The organism is Dyella japonica (assembly GCF_040545895.1).
In the GTDB taxonomy this organism is placed as follows: domain Bacteria; phylum Pseudomonadota; class Gammaproteobacteria; order Xanthomonadales; family Rhodanobacteraceae; genus Dyella; species Dyella japonica_D.
Window position 1 is genome coordinate 691,798 of the sequence record NZ_JBEPMU010000002.1, and the last position, 19,887, is coordinate 711,684.

The 19,887-nt window shown below is 65.4% G+C and carries 17 protein-coding genes; 8 read left to right on the top strand and 9 right to left on the bottom strand.

The annotated features are described in order from the left end of the window. Positions 1-906: 906 nt before the first annotated feature. The 3 genes from ABIC75_RS09760 to ABIC75_RS09770 form a co-directional block, all read right to left on the bottom strand. Positions 907-1,353: a DUF6491 family protein gene (locus ABIC75_RS09760; protein ID WP_354013631.1), complete on the bottom strand. Its 447-nt coding sequence runs from the start codon at positions 1,351-1,353 to the stop codon at positions 907-909. Between the two features lie 58 nt (positions 1,354-1,411). Continuing rightward, positions 1,412-2,143, bottom strand: coding sequence for a hypothetical protein (locus ABIC75_RS09765; protein ID WP_354013632.1), 732 nt, complete (start codon positions 2,141-2,143; stop codon positions 1,412-1,414). A gap of 77 nt (positions 2,144-2,220) precedes the next feature. Next, positions 2,221-3,114: a LytTR family DNA-binding domain-containing protein gene (locus ABIC75_RS09770; protein WP_354013633.1), complete on the bottom strand. Its 894-nt coding sequence runs from the start codon at positions 3,112-3,114 to the stop codon at positions 2,221-2,223. A 155-nt stretch (positions 3,115-3,269) separates the two neighbouring features. Between ABIC75_RS09770 and ABIC75_RS09775 the strand changes: the two genes are divergently transcribed. Next, on the top strand, positions 3,270-4,493 hold the full coding sequence (locus ABIC75_RS09775) for an acyltransferase family protein (protein ID WP_354013634.1): 1,224 nt from the start codon (positions 3,270-3,272) through the stop codon (positions 4,491-4,493). Between the two features lie 19 nt (positions 4,494-4,512). Here ABIC75_RS09775 and ABIC75_RS09780 read toward each other — a convergent pair whose 3' ends face one another. Further along, positions 4,513-4,815, bottom strand: a complete 303-nt coding sequence (locus ABIC75_RS09780) for a DUF3247 family protein (RefSeq protein ID WP_354013635.1) — start codon at positions 4,813-4,815, stop codon at positions 4,513-4,515. A gap of 141 nt (positions 4,816-4,956) precedes the next feature. On the opposite strand from ABIC75_RS09780, the gene ABIC75_RS09785 reads away from it, so the two are divergent. The 4 genes from ABIC75_RS09785 (at position 4,957) to ABIC75_RS09800 (ending at position 8,637) form a co-directional block, all read left to right on the top strand. Next, positions 4,957-6,228 carry an MFS transporter gene (locus tag ABIC75_RS09785; RefSeq protein ID WP_354013636.1) on the top strand — a complete coding sequence of 424 codons (1,272 nt, stop codon included), beginning with the start codon at positions 4,957-4,959 and terminating at the stop codon, positions 6,226-6,228. An 88-nt stretch (positions 6,229-6,316) separates the two neighbouring features. Beyond that, positions 6,317-6,904, top strand: coding sequence for a hypothetical protein (locus ABIC75_RS09790; protein WP_354013637.1), 588 nt, complete (start codon positions 6,317-6,319; stop codon positions 6,902-6,904). Between the two features lie 131 nt (positions 6,905-7,035). Beyond that, entirely contained in the window at positions 7,036-8,241 is a 1,206-nt protein-coding gene (ubiM, locus tag ABIC75_RS09795) for a 5-demethoxyubiquinol-8 5-hydroxylase UbiM (RefSeq protein WP_354013638.1), read from the top strand. Between the two features lie 75 nt (positions 8,242-8,316). After that, on the top strand, positions 8,317-8,637 hold the full coding sequence (locus ABIC75_RS09800) for a hypothetical protein (protein WP_354013639.1): 321 nt from the start codon (positions 8,317-8,319) through the stop codon (positions 8,635-8,637). A gap of 154 nt (positions 8,638-8,791) precedes the next feature. Here the strand turns inward: ABIC75_RS09800 and aceE are convergent, their stop codons facing one another. From aceE to rsgA, 5 genes are all read right to left on the bottom strand, one after another. Next, the gene (gene aceE / locus ABIC75_RS09805) at positions 8,792-11,485 is read right to left on the bottom strand and encodes a pyruvate dehydrogenase (acetyl-transferring), homodimeric type (protein ID WP_354013640.1); all 2,694 of its coding nucleotides are present in this window, start codon (positions 11,483-11,485) and stop codon (positions 8,792-8,794) included. A 311-nt stretch (positions 11,486-11,796) separates the two neighbouring features. Further along, the gene (locus tag ABIC75_RS09810; RefSeq protein WP_354013641.1) at positions 11,797-14,088 is read right to left on the bottom strand and encodes an NADP-dependent malic enzyme; all 2,292 of its coding nucleotides are present in this window, start codon (positions 14,086-14,088) and stop codon (positions 11,797-11,799) included. A gap of 169 nt (positions 14,089-14,257) precedes the next feature. Further along, the gene (locus ABIC75_RS09815; protein WP_354013642.1) at positions 14,258-15,532 is read right to left on the bottom strand and encodes a flavohemoglobin expression-modulating QEGLA motif protein; all 1,275 of its coding nucleotides are present in this window, start codon (positions 15,530-15,532) and stop codon (positions 14,258-14,260) included. Continuing rightward, positions 15,529-15,675 carry a hypothetical protein gene (locus ABIC75_RS09820; protein ID WP_354013643.1) on the bottom strand — a complete coding sequence of 49 codons (147 nt, stop codon included), beginning with the start codon at positions 15,673-15,675 and terminating at the stop codon, positions 15,529-15,531. Before ABIC75_RS09820 ends, ABIC75_RS09815 begins: the two co-directional genes overlap by 4 nt. 68 nt (positions 15,676-15,743) lie before the next feature. After that, positions 15,744-16,799 (bottom strand): ribosome small subunit-dependent GTPase A, encoded by a 1,056-nt coding sequence (gene rsgA, locus ABIC75_RS09825; RefSeq protein ID WP_354013644.1) that lies wholly within the window; start codon positions 16,797-16,799, stop codon positions 15,744-15,746. A 151-nt stretch (positions 16,800-16,950) separates the two neighbouring features. On the opposite strand from rsgA, the gene ABIC75_RS09830 reads away from it, so the two are divergent. From ABIC75_RS09830 to ABIC75_RS09840, 3 genes are all read left to right on the top strand, one after another. After that, positions 16,951-18,195 (top strand): aminotransferase class I/II-fold pyridoxal phosphate-dependent enzyme, encoded by a 1,245-nt coding sequence (locus tag ABIC75_RS09830; protein ID WP_354013645.1) that lies wholly within the window; start codon positions 16,951-16,953, stop codon positions 18,193-18,195. Between the two features lie 2 nt (positions 18,196-18,197). After that, a complete protein-coding gene (locus ABIC75_RS09835; RefSeq protein WP_354013746.1) occupies positions 18,198-18,794 on the top strand; it encodes an SGNH/GDSL hydrolase family protein in 597 nt (198 codons plus the stop codon). Between the two features lie 99 nt (positions 18,795-18,893). Further along, positions 18,894-19,751 (top strand): UDP-2,3-diacylglucosamine diphosphatase, encoded by an 858-nt coding sequence (locus tag ABIC75_RS09840; RefSeq protein WP_354013646.1) that lies wholly within the window; start codon positions 18,894-18,896, stop codon positions 19,749-19,751. Positions 19,752-19,887: the final 136 nt, after the last annotated feature.

Sequence of the window (19,887 nt, forward strand, 5' to 3'; positions counted from 1 at the left end):
AGTTCTCGTGGGACGCGGCGAACTCTTCGCTCGCGATGTCGACACGGGCGTGGGCGCCGCTCCTAGCTCGTCATTCCTGCGAACCCCAAAGTGGGTGCGCCTTTCAGTAGCCGAAGACGTCCTGGCGCGTCTTCCTGCGAAGGCAGGAGGCGCTTTTCAACAGCCGAAGACTTCCTCGCTCGTCATTCCTGCGGAAGCAGGAGGCGCTTTTCAACAGCCGAAGGCTGGTCATCCAGTGCCTTTGCTCTTGGTTGTCGCGATTCCTTCGCTTGCCCTTACGCGGCGATCTCGCCAGCGTGCCGCCTGCGCGGCGGGCGTTTCGATCGGCTGCCGCCGCTCGAGTCACTTTTCTTTTGCTGGCCCAAAAGAAAAGTAACCCAAAGAAAATGGCCTTTAGAGCGATAGGCTCGTAGCGTTCTGTTGAATACGAGCCTTGGAGCTTTTTGCAGCTCGGAACGTCACGATCTCCCTAATGAACGTTGCGGCTACACCGCCAGGCGCCCAAGCGAAGAGGACTTAAAGCGGAGCCTCGCTTTGCATCAGCCTTTGCTTTGGCTTCGCTCTTCAAGGTCATACGCGATGCATCGCACTTCTCCCTCTCCCCTTGTGGGAGAGGGTCGGGGCATTGCCACCTTTACGGTGGTGAGGGGTGGGGCTTGTGAAAGCACTCCTACTACGAGCTTTGGTTCTGGCTCTTGGGGTCCCCGTATGACAGCGGCGGCGGGTGGAGGAAAGCCCGCCGCAGGCGAGCCCGGTCGCGATATCGCAACAACCGAAGACTGACGAAACTGGATCCCGGCCCTCGCCCGCCCCTTTAGGGGTGTACCAGGATGACGAGCAGGAAGACGTGCAGAAGCTCGAACGTTCCGCTCCGCACACCTAAGTGCGAGAGCTAAACCATCACCCTCACTTCGCCGGCCGCGCCGCCTCCTCCACCTCTCGCGGCTTGCCTTCCTGCGGCGCATTCAACTTCTTGATGTCCACCGGCCGAATCTGCTTGATGAAGCAAGGCGCATCCGCTCCACCCGTGATCACGCGATCGAATCGCGCCGATACCTCGCTCGCCTGTGAGGTGAGTGCGATGTGGTTGGTGAATTCCAGGTTGCGGCACTTGCCATCGAGGTCGAGCAGCCATGCTTCGTTCGAACGCGTATAGATGGCCAGTTCACTGTCGCTCAACGGCTCCCACGACCACAGGCTGAAGTAGCGGAAGCTGCTTACCGGTTCGCCGGCCGCGGCGGCGTACGCCTGCTGGCGCGCTTCCATGCGGGAGGTGTAATCCTTGCCGACGCGGGTGCAGGCGCTGAGTGCAGCGACGACGGCGACGGCGGCAAGAAGGGTTTTGGCTACCATGACTTTCATCTCCAAAGGTACTGGTCGTGCAAACGCGCCAGGCGTTTGTGCGTGGACCTTACTTCTTCTTGGCGGACGACTTGGTGACGGGCTGCCACTTGGACGGATCGAAGCCGCCCGTCTCGAACACCAGCGTCACTTTCTTCTCGCCGTCCTGCAGCGTCACGTCCATGGTGATCTTCTTGGCCTTTTCCAGCTGGGCGATGAAACCCTTGTCGTCCTTGAACAGCAACGCAGGCTCACCGGTGGTCGGCGCGAATGCGCTGATGGCGCCGGGCTTGCCGTCGAAGGTGGCCTTGATCGAACACACGCCCTTGCACACGAAACCGTGCGGACCGCCGTTGAAGAGGAAGGCGTTCTGTCCCCACTCGGTGTGACGGCGCAACACCAGTCGTACGCGATCGTCGCCCGAAGGCTGGCTGGTGTAGATGGTGGCGGTGGATTGCGTGCCGCCCTGCATCGGTGAGACCTGGTAAAGCCACAGGCCGACGAGGCGGTTCTTCTCGCTGTTCTCCTTGTAACGCTGCTCGATGGCCGGCAGGCTCTGCTGCACTTCCTTGGCTGCATCACTGTTGGGATAACGCTTGAGGATTTCGTTGCCCATCGTCACCGCCATCTCGTCGTTGCCGATGCGTTGCAGCTGGCGATAGGTATCGAGCTTGCCCGCGGAATCGTCGGCCGGTGCCTGTGCCTGTTGCGGCGCCTGTGCCTGGTCGCCCGACTGCGAGCAGCCGGCGAGCAGGAGAAGGGTGCCGACGGTGGTGGCGGCAAAACGGAGGCGCTGGTTCATGGACGGGATCCTGTTGCGGGTAGGCGCTTAGAGTGGAATGAGGGCGAGCCGCGGTGCAACCGCTGCCCGCGCGGTGATCAGGCACTGACTGGCGCGTCGCCGAAACGCCCGCGCAGTTGCATGCGGAAGCGGCGGCTGCACGGCACGGTGGCGCCATCGCGCATGGTGAGGCGGGCGTCGCCGGTTTCCAACGGTTCCATTTCGGCAAGGTAGTCGAGGTTCACCAGGTAGCTGCGATGCACGCGCACGAAGCGCGCGGGGTCGAGCCGCTCCTCGATGCCGGCCATGGTGGCGCGCAGGGGATAGTCGCGGCCGCGCACATGCAGGTTCACGTAGTTGCCCGACGCCTGCAGCCATTCGATCTCGCGCGCGGCGATCAGGAATTCCTTGCCGAGCTTGCGCACCAGGAAACGTTCGGGCCGGTCGACCGGCTCCACCGGCGGGCCTTCGTCCGGCTCCGCCAGCAGGCTGGCCTCGCCCTGCAGGCGCAGGAGCAGCAAGCGGTAGCCGCCGATGATGGCCAGGAACAGGAAGTAGGTGCGGATGTCCTTGAGGTATTCGTAGCCCAGTTGCCGCAGCCAGTCGTCACCGAAGTGGTACTGCCAGCCCAGCAGCGCCCGGTACGCCACCATGCGCAGAACGATCATCAAACCGACATGCGCCAGGCAGAACGCCACGCTCAGCGCCAGATGGACCTTCAGGTTCTGCCGCCAGGTGTCGAAGCGCAGCGTCCAGCGGCGGCTGGCCATCACCACGAACGGCACCAGCGCCAGCATGACCACGCTGCTGGTGGCCTCCCAGATCCACGGCTCGATGCTCTCGGCGCGGTGGGTGCGGTAGCTGTCGTCGAACCATGCGACCACGCCGTTGAACACGGTGTTGACCGTCATCATGACCACCCAGAAGCCGATCTCGAAAGGTCGGCGCCAGCGCTGGAAACGGGCAAGGTCGAAGGCCGGCTTGATGGTCATGCCCGGATTCTACGTGCAGCGGCGGCCGAACCCGCTCTTTTCGTCCCTCGCAGCCCGCCACTTGTCCCTGTTTGAGGTCGATCAATCACTTAGCGGCAGACGATGACCGTGGCGAAACGCAGCATGGGTCATCCCGACCATGGAGTCCGCCGCTCATGAACCGCCGCCACGACATCGACGCCCTGCGCGTCCTGGCCTTCGGCCTGTTGATCCTCTACCACCTGTGCATGCTCTACGTGGGCCCGGCCAACGACTGGACCTTTCATCTCAAGAGCAGCTACATCGCCGACTGGCTGAAGTACCCGATGCTGGCCTCCAACTTCTGGCGCATGGATCTGCTGTTCCTGATCTCGGGCATGGCGCTGCATTTCCTGCGTGGTCGCCTGAGCCTGCCGGCGCTGGCGTGGAAGCGCACGGTGCGGCTGATGCTGCCGCTGCTGTTTGGCATGGCGGTGGTCGTGCCGATCCAGCCGTACGTGCAGGGCGTGGACAAGGGGTTGGTGGCGCCGGGCTTCGGGCACTTCCTGTTGCGCTACTGGACCGGTGGCCCGTGGCCGGCGGGCGCGTTCGACGGCTGGCAGTTCGGCGTCACCTGGAATCACCTGTGGTACCTGCCGTACGTATGGAATTTCACGCTGCTGCTGATCATGTTGCTGCCGGCGCTGGAATCGGGCCCTGGGCAGCGCATGATCGCCGCGCTGCACCGGCTGCGCGGCAGGCCGCTGCTGGTGCTCCCCGCGTTGCCCATGCTCGCGTGGAACCTGCTGCTGGCCGCGCGCTTCCCGCAGAACCATGCCGTGATCGGCGACTGGTACGCCCACGCCAGCTACGCCACGATGTTCTTCTACGGTTATGCCATCGGCACGCATCCGGCCTTGTGGACCGAGCTGGCACGCCTGCGTCGCCGTTCGCTCGGCATGGCGGTGTTCTGTTTCGCCGCGTTCGTGTTGCTGGATCGGCTGGGCGACCTCGTGGACCTCGGCGGATGGTCATCGGCCACGCTGGCCGCGGGACATCACATCGTCCGCGTGCTGCGCTTCCTCTACATGTGGAGTGCCATCGCCGCCGTGCTTGGATGGGGCCATCAATACCTCAACCGTCCGTTCCGTTGGTTGCCGTATGCACGCGAAGCGGTGTTTCCCTGGTACATCCTGCACCAGAGCGTCATGCTGGCACTGGCCTATGTGCTGATTCCACTGAAGCTCGGCGCCGTGTGGGAACCCGCGCTGCTGTTGCTGGGCACGGTGGCCGGTTGTGCCGCGCTGCACGAGCTGGTGATACGCCGCACGCGCTGGCTGCGTCCGTTGTTCGGTCTCGACGCCAGGCCGCGCGCTCCGCGCCTCGAAACGACGCCCATCGTGCAGGCGCAGGGTGCATGACGACGCGGGCAGCGAGGCCTCAGGTCTCGCTGCCCATGATGGAATCGAGATGCTCCACGCGATGGATATCGCCAAGCCACACATAGCAGGTCCACGCGGGGGCATCGGGTCGTTCGAGTCGCACGACGCCATTGATGCCCTCGTTTTCCTGAAAGTCGCGAAACACCTGCACGTTGGGGCGTTCGCACACCACGCCGTCGTAGCTGGTGCCGTCCATCAGTTGCAATACCACGTGACCGTTGGTGGGCAACTGATCGACCAGGTACTCCAGACGACGGATCTTGGCAGGGTCGGTGTACACGCGTTTGGCAAACTGGCCCATGACTCACCTCGCAGGCTCGCTCTCCTATCGCCACGCTAGGGGCGGCAGCGGCAACGGCCTGTGCTACAAACGTGAAGCCGCGGTGCTTTGCCTGAGCGCTTCAGCTACCGATAATGCAAGCGCTCCCGCAAGGATCCCCTCATGCCCCCTTCCCCTGCGCAAGCTTCTGCGGAATCGCTGCGCTCGCATCCCGCATTCGTGCAGTTCTGGTTCGCCCGCATCTGTTCGGGCTTTGGTTTCCAGATGTTGTCGGTGGCCGTGGGTTGGCAGATCTATGCCATCACCGGCCGTGCGCTCGACCTGGGTCTCATCGGCCTGGTGCAGTTCATTCCTTCCGTGATGCTGGCGCTGCCCGCCGGCCATGTTGCCGATCAGTTCGAACGACGCCGCATCGTGATGCTGGGACAGATCGTGGACATGCTGGCCATTGCGGTGCTGGCCGTCATCAGCCTCATGCATCTGGCGCATGAGGCGCTGATCCTCTCGCTGGTGTTCGTCATCGGCGTCGCAAAAGCCTTCGAATTTCCTGCGCTGCAATCGATGCTGCCTGCGCTGGTGCCTACCGCCATCCTGCCCCGGGCCATGGCGGCAAGCGCGTCGGCGGGACAGGCGGCCATGATCATGGGCCCCGCCGTGGGCGGCCTGCTCTATGTGGCGGGCGCGGGCACGGTCTACACCGTGTGCGCTGCGTTGTACCTGATCGCCGTGGTGCTGATGCTGCGCATGCGCTACGAACAGGCGCAGCCCAAGCGCGAGCCGGCCACGTTGAAGACCTTGTTCGCCGGCGTGCATTTCATTCGTCGCCGTCCGGATGTGCTGGGCGTGATTTCGCTGGATCTCTTCGCCGTGTTGCTGGGCGGAGCCACGGCGCTGCTGCCCATCTTCGCCAAGGACATCCTGCATACCGGTCCGTGGGGTCTCGGTTTGCTGCGCGCCGCGCCCGCCGTGGGCGCGTTGCTGATGTCGCTATGGCTGGCGCGCCACACCATGGAGCGACGCGTGGGACCGATCATGTTCGCCTCGGTCGCCGGCTTCGGCCTGGCGACGCTGGTGTTCGCGGTGTCCAAGCTGCTGTGGCTTTCGCTCATTGCCCTGTTCGCGCTGGGCGCGTTCGACATGGTGAGCATGGTGATACGCGGCGCGCTCGTGCAGCTCGATACGCCCGACGACATGCGCGGCCGCGTGAGTGCGGTCAACGCCATCTTCATCAACACCTCCAACCAGCTCGGCGAGTTCGAGTCGGGCATGCTGGCCGCCTGGCTGGGCGCGGTGAATGCCACTGTGATCGGCGGCATCGGCACGCTGGTGGTGGTGGGCTTGTGGATGGCCATGTTCCCCTCGCTGCGCCGTCGCCAGAGCCTGCGCGTGGAAGCACCGCCGGTGGCCGAAGCCGGCGCGCAAACCACCCTCTGATCATCTTTTCCCGATAGGCCGGGCGTCCGTGAGCCGGGTATAGTCCTGGCGCCGGCACCGCGCGCCGCGCACTCATCAGGGGGAAAGCATGACGACGCCGACTCGTTCCATGTTCGTGACGGTGCTGGGCTGGGCGTTCGTGGGGCTGGGCGCACTCGGCGCCTGCGCCATGGCATTGCTCTCGTTCACCTCCACCGTGACGCACCGCCTCGCCCATGCGGGCACCGCACCCATCAACCAGCAGATGTTGCACATCACCCAGGCCATGGAAACGCTGCCGCCGCCGTGGCCATGGATCTACGCGCACGAGGCCCAGTGGTTGCTGCTGGGGTCGGCCGTGGCCTTGCTGCACCTCGCTTGCGCGCTGGGGCTGCTATGGCGACGCCGGTGGGCACGCGCGGGTTTCATCGCGTTGCTGTTCGTCGACATGCTGCTCCAGCTGGCGATGATCCCGTATGCGCTCGTCGTGCAACCCGTCCTGGCGAAAGCCGTGCAGGCCGATATGCCGCCACAGATGCCGCCGGCCTTCGCGTCGTGGTTTCAACATGTGCTGGCGTTCCAGCAGATCGAGGCGATGATGCGGCCGGTGCTGTTGATCCTGCTGTTCGCATGGATCGCGTGGCGGTTGCGCAGCGCCGCCGTTCGACGGGAATTCGCGAGCGACCGCGCCGCCTGACATCTCTCCTAGGCAAAGCACTTATCGGTTCGAACGCCATCGGCGAATGGTGGCGGCCTTGGCTTGATCCACATCAAAGGAAGGCCGTGCACGCCCGTTAGCATGAGGCATCTTCCTTCACGCGCCATGCCATGCACGTCGATATCGCCATTGTCGGCGCCGGCCCTGCCGGGCTTTGCCTTGCTCGCTCCCTCGCGCGCACGGGACTCAGCATCCTCGTGGTCGAGCAGCAATCGCTCGATGTGCTGCGCGACCCGCCGTTCGATGGACGCGAGATCGCGCTGACCTTGCGTTCCGCGCGCATCCTGCGCGAACTCGGCATCTGGGATCGCCTGGGGCCTGCGGACGTCTCGCCGCTACGCAGCGCGCGAGTGCTCAATGGAACGTCGCCGCGCGGATTGCACGTAACGCCGGCGACCGCATCGGACGCCGCGCTGGGTTTCCTTGTGCCCAATCACTGCATCCGCCGCGCCGCATACTCAAGCATCGAGCATCAACCCAACATCACGCTGGCGTGCAACGTTTCCGTCGAAGGCATCACGTTGAACGACGAGGCCGCGCGACTGCGCCTGTCGAATGGCGCGGAAGTCAGCGCAAGCGTGGCCATCGCCGCCGACAGCCGCTTCTCCCGCCTTCGTCGCGATGCGGGCATGGCTGCCGACATGCATGACTTCGGCAAGACCATGCTGGTCTGCCGGATGGCGCTGGAGAAACCGCACGACGACGAAGCGCTCGAGTGGTTCGGCCATGCACAGACACTGGCCGCGCTGCCCTTGAATGGCGGCGAGGCATCCATCGTGCTCACCTTGCCGCCACGGGAGATGCAACGCGTGATGGACATGGCGGAGGAGCACTTCCAGTCGGAGATGCGTCGTCGCTTCGATGGCCGTTTCGGCGATATGCGACTCACCTCCACGCGTCACACGTATCCGCTGGTGAGCGTGTATGCGCGGCGGTTCGTGGCGCATCGCCTTGCGCTGGTCGGTGATGCGGCCGTTGGCATGCATCCCGTCACGGCGCATGGCTTCAACCTCGGCTTGCGCAGCGTGGAGACATTGGGATCGCTGATCGCGCGGGCCGTTGCCCATGGCAGCGACATCGGCTCGCCGGATCTGCTGCGCCGCTATCAGCGCCTGCATCGCCGCGCCACCTGGCCGTTGTATGCCGCCACCATGGCCGTGGTCGGCATGTATACCGACGACCGACCCATCGCCCGGCTCGCCCGTTCCGCGCTGCTTCGTGCCAGCGATGTCTTGCCACCGGTGCGCCAAGGCATCGCGCGCGTGCTGGCGGCCGGGCGCGGCGATGCGTCCGTCGTGGGCCGGCATCGCAGCTGAACAGGCCGGCCATTATTTACGCACCGCTCACACCGCCGCTGGCAACGTGAAGCGCACTTATTGCAGGAGGACGCCATGAGCCGCCACTACGACCTCGAGAACACCGTCAACGGCGTCCGTGACCGCGTACGCCACTACGCCGGCGAGGCCGCCGGGCGAGCCGATGAATTGGTGGAGCGCGGCCGCGAGGCCAGCCGCCGCTTCGGCCGCAACCGCACCACGTATGCGCGCCGCATTGGCCACGCCGCGGAAGACTTCGCCGACGAAGCGAACTATCAGTACCGTCGCCTGCGCCGCCATGTGACGCGCCACCCGGTGGCAACCACCGCGATCATTGCCGGCACGGTAGGTGCGTTCTTCCTGCTGCGGCACCTGTTCCGCGGGGACGACGAGTAAGCGTCGCCAGCCATCCGTACAAACCCGCCGAAAGGCGGGTTTGTTTTTGGACGGCCATTTGCCGCGCCTCTGGAAGAGTTCACTGCGCGGCTGCCCATAAAAAAACGCCGCGATCACTCGCGGCGTTTTCTGGTTCGGCAGTTTGAACCCTGCCTCAGACCGTTTCGGGATTCGGCTTGTCCGGATCCAGCTTGTAGGTCTTGATGGCGCGGGCCACGTCCTTCGCGTTGACCTTGCCGTCCTTCGCCAGCGCAGCCAGCGCGGCGTGGGCGATCCAGTAACGGTCGACTTCGAAGAAGCCACGCAGGTGTGCGCGCGTGTCGGAACGACCGTAACCGTCGGTGCCCAGTACGGTGTAACGCATGCCGTCCGGCATGAAGGCGCGGATCTGATCCGAGAACTCACGCACGTAGTCGGTGGCGGCGATGGCCGGGCCCTGGCGGCCCTGCAACAGGCCGGTCACGTACGGCACGCGCTGTTCCGATTCCGGATGCAGGCGGTTCCAGCGCTCGGCGTCGAAACCGTCACGACGCAGTTCGCTGAAGCTCGGGCAGGACCAGATGTCCGAGGTCACGCCGAAATCCTTCTCCAGCAACTCGGCGGCAGCGATGACTTCGCGCAGGATCGTGCCCGAACCCAGCAGCTGCACGCGCGTCTCGCCCTTCTTCGGCTTGCCGGCGTCCTTGAACAGGTACATGCCCTTGATGATGCCTTCCTCGGCACCGGCCGGCATGTCCGGGTGCTGGTAGTTCTCGTTCATCACGGTCAGGTAGTAGTACACGTCCTGCTGTTCCTGCAGCATGCGGCGCGTGCCGTCCTGCAGGATCACCGCGACTTCGTAGGAGAACGTCGGGTCGTACGACTTCACGCTCGGGATCGCACCGGAGAGCAGGTGCGAGTGGCCGTCTTCGTGCTGCAGGCCTTCACCGTTGATGGTGGTGCGGCCGGCGGTGCCACCGATCAGGAAGCCGCGCGCACGCATGTCGCCCGCTGCCCAGGCGAGGTCGCCGATGCGCTGGAAGCCGAACATCGAGTAGTACACGAAGAACGGCAGCATCGGCTGGTTGCTGATGCTGTAGCTGGTGGCCGCCGCCATCCACGCGGCCATGCCGCCGGCCTCGGAGATGCCTTCCTGCAGCACCTGGCCCTTCTGGTCTTCGCGGTAGTACAGCAGCTGGTCGGCGTCCTGCGGGCGGTACTTCTGGCCGAACGGCGCGTAGATGCCGATCTGGCGGAACATGCCTTCCATGCCGAACGTGCGCGCTTCGTCGGCCACGATCGGCACGATGCGCTCGCCGATCTGCTTGTCGCGCAGCATCAGGTTCATGCCGCGCACCAGCGCCATGGTGGTGGAGATTTCGCGATCGCCCGAGCCCTTGGTGATCTGCTCGAACGCCGACAGTTCCGGCGCCTTGAGCTTCACGTCGGAGGTGCGGCGGCGCTGCGGCAGGAAACCGCCCAGCGCGCGACGACGCTCCATCATGTATTCCACTTCCGGCGAATCCTTGCCCGGGTGGAAGTACGGCACGTCGGCCAGCTTGTCGTCGGCCACCGGGATGTTGAAGCGGTCGCGGAAGTGGCGCACGGCGTCGGCGTCCAGCTTCTTCTGCTGGTGCGTCGGGTTCTGCGATTCGCCGGCCGCGCCCATGCCGTAGCCCTTCACCGTCTTGGCGAGGATCACGGTCGGCATGCCCTTGGTCTTCACGGCCTGGTCGTACGCCGCGTACACCTTGTGCGGATCATGGCCACCGCGGTTGAGGCGCCAGATGTCGTCGTCCGACAGGTTGGCCACCATCTCGCGGGTTTCGGGGTACTTGTTGAAGAAGTGCTCGCGCGTGTACGCGCCGCCGAAGGCCTTGCACGCCTGGTACTCGCCGTCGACGGTTTCCATCATCAGCTTGCGCAGCACGCCCTTGGTGTCGCGGGCGAGGAGCGGATCCCAGTAGGAACCCCACACCACCTTGATGGCATTCCAGCCGGCGCCGCGGAACACGCCTTCCAGTTCCTGGATGATCTTGCCGTTGCCGCGCACCGGGCCGTCGAGGCGCTGCAGGTTGCAGTTGATCACGAACACCAGGTTGTCCAGGCCTTCGCGGCCGGCCAGCGAGATGGCGCCGAGCGACTCGGGCTCGTCGGTTTCGCCGTCGCCCATGAAGCACCAGATCTTGCGATCGGTCTTGGGCATCAGGCCGCGGTGTTCCAGGTACTTCCAGAACTGCGCCTGGTAGATGGCCTGGATCGGGCCCAGGCCCATCGACACCGTCGGCACCTGCCAGTAGTCCGGCATCAGCCACGGGTGCGGATACGACGACAGGCCATGACCCTTGCCGGCCACTTCCATGCGGAACAGGTCGAGCTGCTCCTCGCTGATGCGGCCTTCGAGGAACGAACGGGCATACACGCCCGGGCTGGAATGGCCCTGGTGGAACACCAGGTCGCCCGGGTGATCGGCGCTCGGTGCGCGCCAGAAATGGTTGAAGCCCACGTCATACAGCGTGGCCGACGAGGCGAAGCTGGCGATGTGGCCGCCCAGCTCGCCGGGCTTGCGGTTGGCGCGCACGACCATCGCCATCGCGTTCCAGCGGATCAGCGTGCGGATGCGCCACTCCATCGCGGCGTCGCCCGGCATCTTGGCTTCGTTGCCCGGCGAAATGGTGTTGACGTATTCGGTGGTCGGGTTGAACGGCAGGTAGCCGCCGGCCCGGCGCGTCGAATCGACCATCTTTTCCAGCAGGTAGTGCGCTCGCTCGGTGCCATCGTGGTTGATGACGGCATTGAGCGATTCGACCCATTCCTGGGTTTCGGTGGGGTCGAGGTCCTGGTGGAGGATGTCGTCGAGCTGATCCATGGGGAGCTTCTCTCCGCGGCGCCGGGGGGTTGGCGCGGCTGTAGGTGGATCGCCTCCGGGTAAGAGGCGGGAAACCCTCCGAGTGTAGCTCCGGCGGGGTTTTTCGCCAATTGGATCGAGACAATACGGAGGCGAATGGGAATGCAAGATATTGATGGGCCGTCGTTCCCATATGGGTTCAACTTTAGTCGCGATCAACGCGGCCCCCGGGGGAAACGGATTTTCCACCCCGACCCGCACCCGGGGCGACCTGCAGAAACGAAAACGGGGCCAACCAGGCCCCGTTCTCACCTAGCCGATAAAGCAGCGCCTCAACTGCGACGCTCGCCTTGCGCGTGGCGAATCTGCGCGTCCACTGCGGCGATTGCCGTCATGTTCACCACGCGACGCGGCGTGGCTGCCGGCGTGAGGATGTGCGCGGGCTTGTTGATGCCCATCAGGATCGGGCCGATGGCCACGCCGTCGGTCATCACGCGCACCATGTTGTAGGTGATGTTGGCGGCATCGAGGTTCGGCATCACGAACAGGTTGGCGCGGCCCGAGAGCGTGGTGTTGGGGAACATGCGCAGGCGCAGTGCCTCGTCCCACGCGGTGTCGGCCTGCATTTCGCCGTCCATGTCGAGCTTGGGATTACGCTGCACGAGGATCTCGCGCACCTTGCGCATCTTGGCAGCGCTGGCGTTCTCGTGGCTGCCGAAATTCGAATGCGACAGCAGCGCAATCTTCGGCTCGATGCCGAACAGCTTGAGGCGATAGCTGGCCTGCAGCGTGGCCTCGGCGATCTGCTCGGCGGTGGGATCGCACTGCACGTGCGTGTCGAGGAAGAACCACGCGCCCTGGTCGTTGATCACACCGGTCATGGCCGATGTGCACGACACGCCCGGGTCGAGGCCGAATACGCTGCGCATGTAGCCGAGCTTCTTGTGGAAGCGGCCCACCAGGCCGCAGATCATCGCGTCGGCTTCGCCACGTTCCACCATGATCGAGGCGATCAGCGTGGGGCGCGAACGCAGCAGGTTCTTCGCTGCTGCCGGCGACACGCCGCGACGCTCGGTGAGCGCGTGGTACTGCTGCCAGTATTCGTTGAAGCGCGGATCGTCATCGATGTTGGTGAGCTCGAAATCCACGCCTTCGCGCATGCGCAGACCAAGGCGCTGGATGCGTGTCTCGATCACGCTGGGGCGACCGATCAGGATCGGGAACGCCAGGCGCTCGTCGATCACCGTCTGCACCGCGCGCAGCACTGTCTCTTCTTCACCCTCGGCGTAGACCACGCGCTTGAGGTCCGAGCGCGCGCGCTCGTACACCGGCTTCATCAGCAGGCCGGTGCGATAGATGAACTGGCCGAGCTTTTCCTTGTATGCCTCCATGTCCACCATGGGACGCGTGGCCACGCCCGAATCCATCGCGGCCTGCGCCACCGCCGGCGCCAGCATCACCAGCAGGCGCGGATCGAACGGACGCGGAATCAGGTAGTCGGGACCAAACGTGGGAACGTCACCACCATAGGCGCTGGCCAGGTCGCCAGCTTCCATGCGGGCCAGCTCGGCGATGGCGCGCACGCAGGCGGTCTTCATCGACTCGTTGATGACGGTGGCGCCCACGTCGAGCGCGCCGCGGAAGATGTACGGGAAGCACAGCGCGTTGTTGACCTGGTTCGGGTAATCCGAACGGCCCGTGGCGATGATGCAATCCGGGCGCACCTTCTTGGCGTCTTCCGGCGAAATCTCGGGATTGGGGTTGGCCAGCGCGAGGATGATCGGCTGGTCGGCCATGCTGGCGACCATCTCCGGCTTGAGGATGCCGCCGGCCGAGAGGCCCAGGAACACATCGGCGCCCGCCACGATCTCGGCCAGCGTGCGCTTGTCGGTGTCGCGCGCGTAGCGCTGCTTGTCCGGGTCCATGTGGTCGCGGCCGGCGTACAGCACGCCTTCGCGATCGAACGCCAGGATGTGCTCGGGCTTCAGGCCCAGCGCCACCAGCATGTCCAGGCAGGCGATGCCCGCGGCGCCCACGCCGGTGGTGGCGAGCTTCACGTCCTGGATTTTCTTGCCGACCACTTCCAGCGCATTGACGATGGCCGCGCCCACGATGATGGCGGTGCCGTGCTGGTCGTCGTGGAACACCGGGATCTTCATGCGCTCGCGCAACTTGCGCTCGACGATGAAGCACTCCGGCGCCTTGATGTCTTCGAGGTTGATGCCGCCGAAGGTCGGTTCGAGCGAGGCGATGATGTCGACCAGCTTGTCCGGGTCGCGCTCGTTGATCTCGATGTCGAACACGTCGATGCCGGCGAACTTCTGGAACAGCACGCCCTTGCCTTCCATCACCGGCTTGCCGGCGAGCGGGCCGATGTCGCCCAGGCCGAGCACCGCGGTGCCGTTGGTGATCACCGCGACGAGGTTGCCACGTGCCGTCATTTCGCTGGCGGCGTTGGGATCCTCGACGATGGCTTCGCAGGCATAAGCCACGCCGGGCGAGTAAGCCAGTGCGAGATCGCGCTGCGTGACCATCGGCTTGGTCGCGGTCACCTTGATCTTGCCGGGGCGCGGCAGGCGGTGGTACTCGAGAGCGGCGAGGCGCAATTCTTCGGGAAGGGCCATGGGATAGAGAGATCGAATGTGATGGGGAGTCGGGTGCCGCGCAGCGGCATCGTCGAATGGTATCACCGCCGACCACCCTTCCCCGACGATGCGGTGCAGCATGGTGGCGTGATGGTTCACACAACTGGTATGCAAGCGAGCACCACGTTACCGAGGCGCCACGCACGCATCAAAGACTCAGCGACAACGTCTCCGCCTGCACCTTGCCCATGTGTATGCGGTTGACGAACAACGAGAATGCGAGCTTGCCTGCCAACCCGTGAGCGTGCTGCATCCACGGCGGCAACCAGCGCGGCGCGGCGATGACGCCCGAGGCGAAATACGGTTGCAGGCTGATGACATCGTGCAGCGCCAGCTTGCCTGCGAAAAGATGCCGCAACATGTCCATGCGCCGCTGCTTGAGCGCCCAGCGAAAGAACGTGTGCACGGTGAGCAGGCCGGAGAGATAGACGTTGTCCTTCGCGAACGCCGCGCCGCCGGTGAGCGGCACGCCGCGAAATACGCGCTGCGCCGAGTGGAAGCTATCGGCCGGGCTCTGTCCGCACTCGCTGAAGAAGCGGTAGACCTCGACGAAATCCGCGCCGCTCAACGCCATGTCGATGGCGAGAATGCGCAAGCTGATGCGCTTCAATCGCGAGATATCGATGGCGCCGGACATCAGCTCGGCAAACACCGCAAGACCTTCCTGCGTCGCGGTGACGCGCGGCGACGTGCGCCCCAGCGAAGCCAGCAGCGGCTGCGCGCGACCGTTCAAGGCCGTGAGCGAATGCACCAGCGCTTCGTGCGCCAGCAATTGGTGACGGTCGTAATCGGTGAAGCGCGTGCCGCCTCGCAAGCGGATGCGCGTGGCGCCGGCCGCCGCCTTGGCGGTGAGTTCCGGGTCCACTTCCACGGAAATCAGCGGCTCGCCGAAGAAATCGTCCAGCGTCTTGCTCAGGTCCGCGCGCAGGTCATCGGCGGAAATGGCCACCAGCACATCGTCGGCAATCAGGTCCGAACCCAGTTCGTCGGCGAGTTCCACGAAATAACGCGCGGCGTCGAGGTTGCTGCGCTCGCTGCCGGGAATCTTGTCGCCCGGACGGCCATACAACACGATGGAAGGCGCGGTGACCTGGTCGGTACCCACCGCTTCGAGCATTTCGGCGGCGATGCGCCACGACTCGGCGGTGCGGCACAGGTATTCGCCGAGCGGATCGCCGTAGCCGGCCTCACGCTCGATGGCGGCCAGCTCGGTGCGCTCGGCCGAGAGGTCCGGCACGGTGTAGTGCACATCGGGGAGCGAGAACTGACCCTTCGCGTAGGCCGCGATCATGCGGTCTTCCAGCGAGGCGGGCCATGCGACGGTGGGCAAGATGCGGATGCCGCGTACGGCAGCCAGCAGGCGCTTGTCCAGATCGGCGTAACGCTGGAGTTCCGGCGAGAACGCGACGCCAGGGCTGCTCATGCCGCCCTCCGCAACCGCAACGCATCGATGCGCGGGATGATGTCCGTCGACACCGGATCGGGCTTGTGCGCCAAAGCACCGAAGCAGAAGGCGGGATACACCCGCTTGAAGAAGAACCTCGAACGCGACGACAGCCGCTGCATGCCCGCTTCCCTAACCAAGACGACTCGATACTAGTGCACCCGCCACACCACGACAGCGCTGCATTCGACTATTCGCGGTCGCGTGAGTGGCGATGGGCATGTGGCCGCGCCACTGGGCGCCCGCCGCGCTGGCGGCGCAGCTTGGCTTCCAGCGTGGTGGCCTGTTCTTCGCGTTCGTCGCGCAGTTTCAGGTAATTGCGCCAGCGCTCGGCGGAAAGATCGCCGCTGTCCAGCGCCGCCTGCACCGCGCAACCGGGCTCGCTGCCGTGGCCGCAGTCGGCGAAGCGGCATTGTTCGGCCAGTGCGTCGATGTCGGCGAACAGGTCGAGGTTTTCCTCGCCGGTGAGCTTGAGCTCGCGCATGCCGGGCGTGTCGATCAGGCAGCCGCCGCTGGGCAGCTGCAGCAATGCGCGATACGTGGTGGTGTGCCGCCCGCGACTGTCGTGGCCGCGCACGGCGCTGGTGGCCATGCGCTCGGTGCCGAGCAGCGTATTGGTGAGCGTGGATTTGCCGGCTCCGGACGAACCCACCAGCACGGCACTGTCGCCAGGCTGAAGGTAGGGCAGCAGCACGTCGCTGCTGGCCGGGTCCTTGCCGTTGATGGCGTGGATGGGCGTGCCCTGCGGCAGGCGCTCGCGCAGGGCCGCGAGTAGTTCGGGCGCATCCTCGCGAGTGTCGAGCTTGCTCAGCAGCACCACCGGTTGCGCTCCCGAACCTTCGGTCAGCGACAGGTAGCGCTCGATGCGCGCCGGGTTGAAATCGCCATCCAGTCCCGTCAGCACCAGTACGTAATCGATGTTGGTGGCGATGATCTGGCGTTCGTAGCGTTCGCCGGCCGCCGCGCGCGACAGCACGGTGCGCCGCGGCTGCACCTGCACGATGTGTGGCGGCTTGCCCGATTCGATTTCCACGAAGTCGCCCACGGCCGGGCGATCCGCCGGATCCAGGTTGCGCTTGAGGAAATGGCCGGCCGGCTGGGCGCCGAACAGGTGCTCGCCATCATGCAATTCGTAGCCGGCGCGATGCTGCGCCACTACGCGGGCCAACTGCCGTCCTTCGGCGGGCAGGACATCGCCGCGCCAACCGATCCGGCGCAGTCGCTCGATGATTTCGGGATGCGTCATGGGTGACCATTATGCCCTGCCCGATGGCTTGCCCGGAAAAAGCCCGAAAACCCACGATTTTTGGCTCCCCCATGGCGCCGCGACGCTGCTAGCATGCGATTGGCGGGCAGATTCTTGCGCCGCAACAACACCAAGACGAAGGACGCTTGCGTTGGCCTCGATCAAACCCAGTGCGCACCTGGCGGACGTGCGCTATGAAATCCGTGGCGCGCTCACCCGGCGATCCCGTGAGCTGGAGGCGGCCGGCCTGCCAATCATCAAGCTCAACATCGGCAATCCCGGTCGCTACGGCTTCGAAACGCCGGCGCATCTGCGCGAGGCCATCGCCCGTCACCTGCATGACAGCGAAGCCTACGGCCACGAACAGGGCCTGGAAGAAGCACGTGATGCCATCGCCGCCCAGCAGCGCCATCGCGGCGCGCGCGGCGTGGAAGTGGAGCGCATCTTCGTCGGCAACGGCGTGAGCGAACTGATCGACCTGAGCCTGCGCGCGCTGCTGGCGCCCGGTGACGAGGTGCTGCTGCCCAGCCCCGATTACCCGCTGTGGAGCGCCGCCACCATCCTCAACGACGGCAAGCCGCGCTATTACCGCTGCCTGGCGGAAAACGGCCACCTGCCCGATCCCGAGGAAATCGAATCGCTGGTCACGCCGCGCACGCGCGCACTGGTGCTGATCAATCCGAACAATCCGACAGGCGCCGTGTATCCGCGCGAGCTGCTGGCGCGCATGGTGGAGATCGCCGCCAAGCATCGCCTGCTGCTGCTCTGCGACGAGATCTACGACGAGATCCTCTACGACGGCACCGTCTTCCAGCCGCTCGCCGAAGTGGCGGGCGACGTACCCTGCGTAAGCTTCGGCGGCCTGAGCAAGGTGCATCGCGCCTGCGGCTATCGCGTGGGATGGATGAGCCTGTCGGGCGATCCCGCACGCACCGCGGACTACCGCGACGCCCTGCAATTGCTGGCCGCGCTGCGCCTGTGCGCCAATGTAACCGCGCAATGGGCGGTGCGTCCCGCGCTGGAAACTGCGCCGACCATCAACGCGCTCACCGCACCGGGCGGCCGCCTGCACGAGGCGCGTCGCGCCGTGCTCGAAGGCGTCGCAGCCAGCCAGTTCCTCGACCTGGTTTCGCCGGCCGGCGCGCTGTACGCCTTCCCGCGCGTTCGCGCCGATCGCCTGGCCGATTTCGACGACAACGCCTTCGCGCTGCGCCTGCTGGAAGAGGAATCCGTGCTGGTAGTGCCGGGCAGCAGCTTCAACGTGCCGCACAGCCGCCATCTGCGCTTGACCCTGCTGCCGCAGCCGGAGCAGTTGCGCGAAGTGTTCGAGCGCATCGAGCGTGTGCTCACCGGCATGGCCGCCTCGCAGAAGCCGCGCACCGCCGCCGTCGCGTGACCATGCGTTATCTGGCGCTGGGCGATTCGTATTCCATCGGCGAAGGCGTGCCCGAAGCGGGCCGCTGGCCGGTGCAACTGGCGGTGCGCCTGCGTCGCGAAGGACTGGCGGTGGACGATCCCACCATCGTCGCCACCACGGGCTGGACCACCGACGAACTCTCGGCCGCGATGGATGCCGCCACGTTCGCGCCGCCGTACGACCTGGTGAGCCTGCTGATCGGTGTGAACAATCAGTATCGCGGCCGTGATGCCGACGACTACCGCAACGAATTCCGCCGCCTGCTCGAACGCGCCATCGAGCTCGCCGGCAACCGTGCCGGGCGTGTGCTGGTGCTGTCCATTCCCGACTGGGGCGTCACCCCGTTCGCTCATGGCAGCGGCCGCGATGTATTGAAGATCGCCCACGAATTGGACGTCTACAACGCCATCGCGCGAGAAGAGGCCGCGCAGCGGGGCGCGCATGTCGTGGACATCACCGGCGTCTCGCGACAGCACCCCGCCCTGCTCGCCGACGACGGCCTGCACCCCTCCGCCGCGCAATATGCGCTGTGGACCGAGGCCGCCGTGCCTACCGCGGTGGCGATGCTTTCCGTCTGACGCGGCTGCGCGCGGAAACCACTCTGCAACCTTCCCGCCATCGTGCGGTGACGTAAGCGCGGCACGCTGGCATCCCGGTAACCACCGGGAGAGACTGCCATGGCGACTTTCCACTGCCGCAGCGCCTTCATCTCCGACGTGCACTTGGGCACGCCTGACTGCAAGGCCAGCTATCTGCTGGATTTCCTGCGCAAACTGCGTTGCGAAAAGCTGTACCTCGTCGGCGACATCATCGACATGGAAGCGTTGGCCCGCCGCACCTGGTGGCATGCCGACCACGGCGCAGTGATCGCCGAAGTGCTGGACCTCGCGCGCCGCGGCGTGGAGGTGATCTATATCCCCGGCAACCACGACGCCCCCGTGCGCGGCCTGGCCGGCCAGTGCTTTGGCGGCGTGAAGATCGAGCTGGATGCGGTGCACGAAGGCGCCGATGGGCGCCGTTACCACGTCAGCCACGGCGACGAATTCGATCCGGAGCAGGTCGGGCGCACATGGATGGTGCACCTGGGGGAAGTGATGCATCGCTTCATCTGCTGGACCAATCGCCGCGTGCACGCGATGCGCCGCCGAATGGAACTGCCTTATCTGCCGCTGTCCATCATCGTCAAATCGCATATCGGCAAGGCGCTGGCCTATATCCGTGCCTATGAGGAACGCGTGGCGAACGATGCGCGCGAACGCGGCTTCGATGGCCACATCTGCGGCCACATCCATTTCGGCCACGTGCGCGACATGGATGGCGTGCTGTACCTCAACGACGGCGACTGGGTGGAACACTGCACCGTGCTGGTGGAAGACCACACCGGCGCGATGGAGCTGATCCACTGGAGCGAGCAGTACGCGCCGCTGGGCCGCGCCAGCCGCGAACTGGTGCTGCCCTCGCCCGCCGCCGCGCTGGCGCTGGCACCGCTGACGCGAGCGAAGCTGGATCTGGCAGAGCTGCGGCCGGCGGCCTGAGGGCAGGAGTGAGAGAAGGGGAGTGAGAAGTGAGAGCGCCGGCCTGAGGCGCCAGCAAGCTCCGCTCCCCGCTTTTCCCTCACTTCTCACTTCCCTGCCCTCACTCCTCGCCCCACCCCTTGCATCCCCAAAATCC

Excerpts from the sequence above, each read along its gene's own strand:
- ABIC75_RS09760 (WP_354013631.1), bottom strand. The coding sequence starts at position 1,353 with ATGGTAGCCAAAACCCTTCTTGCCGCCGTCGCCGTCGTCGCTGCACTC.
- ABIC75_RS09765 (WP_354013632.1), bottom strand. The coding sequence starts at position 2,143 with ATGAACCAGCGCCTCCGTTTTGCCGCCACCACCGTCGGCACCCTTCTC.
- ABIC75_RS09770 (WP_354013633.1), bottom strand. The coding sequence starts at position 3,114 with ATGACCATCAAGCCGGCCTTCGACCTTGCCCGTTTCCAGCGCTGGCGC.
- ABIC75_RS09775 (WP_354013634.1), top strand. The coding sequence starts at position 3,270 with ATGAACCGCCGCCACGACATCGACGCCCTGCGCGTCCTGGCCTTCGGC.
- ABIC75_RS09780 (WP_354013635.1), bottom strand. The coding sequence starts at position 4,815 with ATGGGCCAGTTTGCCAAACGCGTGTACACCGACCCTGCCAAGATCCGT.
- ABIC75_RS09785 (WP_354013636.1), top strand. The coding sequence starts at position 4,957 with ATGCCCCCTTCCCCTGCGCAAGCTTCTGCGGAATCGCTGCGCTCGCAT.
- ABIC75_RS09790 (WP_354013637.1), top strand. The coding sequence starts at position 6,317 with ATGACGACGCCGACTCGTTCCATGTTCGTGACGGTGCTGGGCTGGGCG.
- ubiM (WP_354013638.1), top strand. The coding sequence starts at position 7,036 with ATGCACGTCGATATCGCCATTGTCGGCGCCGGCCCTGCCGGGCTTTGC.
- ABIC75_RS09800 (WP_354013639.1), top strand. The coding sequence starts at position 8,317 with ATGAGCCGCCACTACGACCTCGAGAACACCGTCAACGGCGTCCGTGAC.
- aceE (WP_354013640.1), bottom strand. The coding sequence starts at position 11,485 with ATGGATCAGCTCGACGACATCCTCCACCAGGACCTCGACCCCACCGAA.
- ABIC75_RS09810 (WP_354013641.1), bottom strand. The coding sequence starts at position 14,088 with ATGGCCCTTCCCGAAGAATTGCGCCTCGCCGCTCTCGAGTACCACCGC.
- ABIC75_RS09815 (WP_354013642.1), bottom strand. The coding sequence starts at position 15,532 with ATGAGCAGCCCTGGCGTCGCGTTCTCGCCGGAACTCCAGCGTTACGCC.
- ABIC75_RS09820 (WP_354013643.1), bottom strand. The coding sequence starts at position 15,675 with ATGCAGCGGCTGTCGTCGCGTTCGAGGTTCTTCTTCAAGCGGGTGTAT.
- rsgA (WP_354013644.1), bottom strand. The coding sequence starts at position 16,799 with ATGACGCATCCCGAAATCATCGAGCGACTGCGCCGGATCGGTTGGCGC.
- ABIC75_RS09835 (WP_354013746.1), top strand. The coding sequence starts at position 18,198 with ATGCGTTATCTGGCGCTGGGCGATTCGTATTCCATCGGCGAAGGCGTG.
- ABIC75_RS09840 (WP_354013646.1), top strand. The coding sequence starts at position 18,894 with ATGGCGACTTTCCACTGCCGCAGCGCCTTCATCTCCGACGTGCACTTG.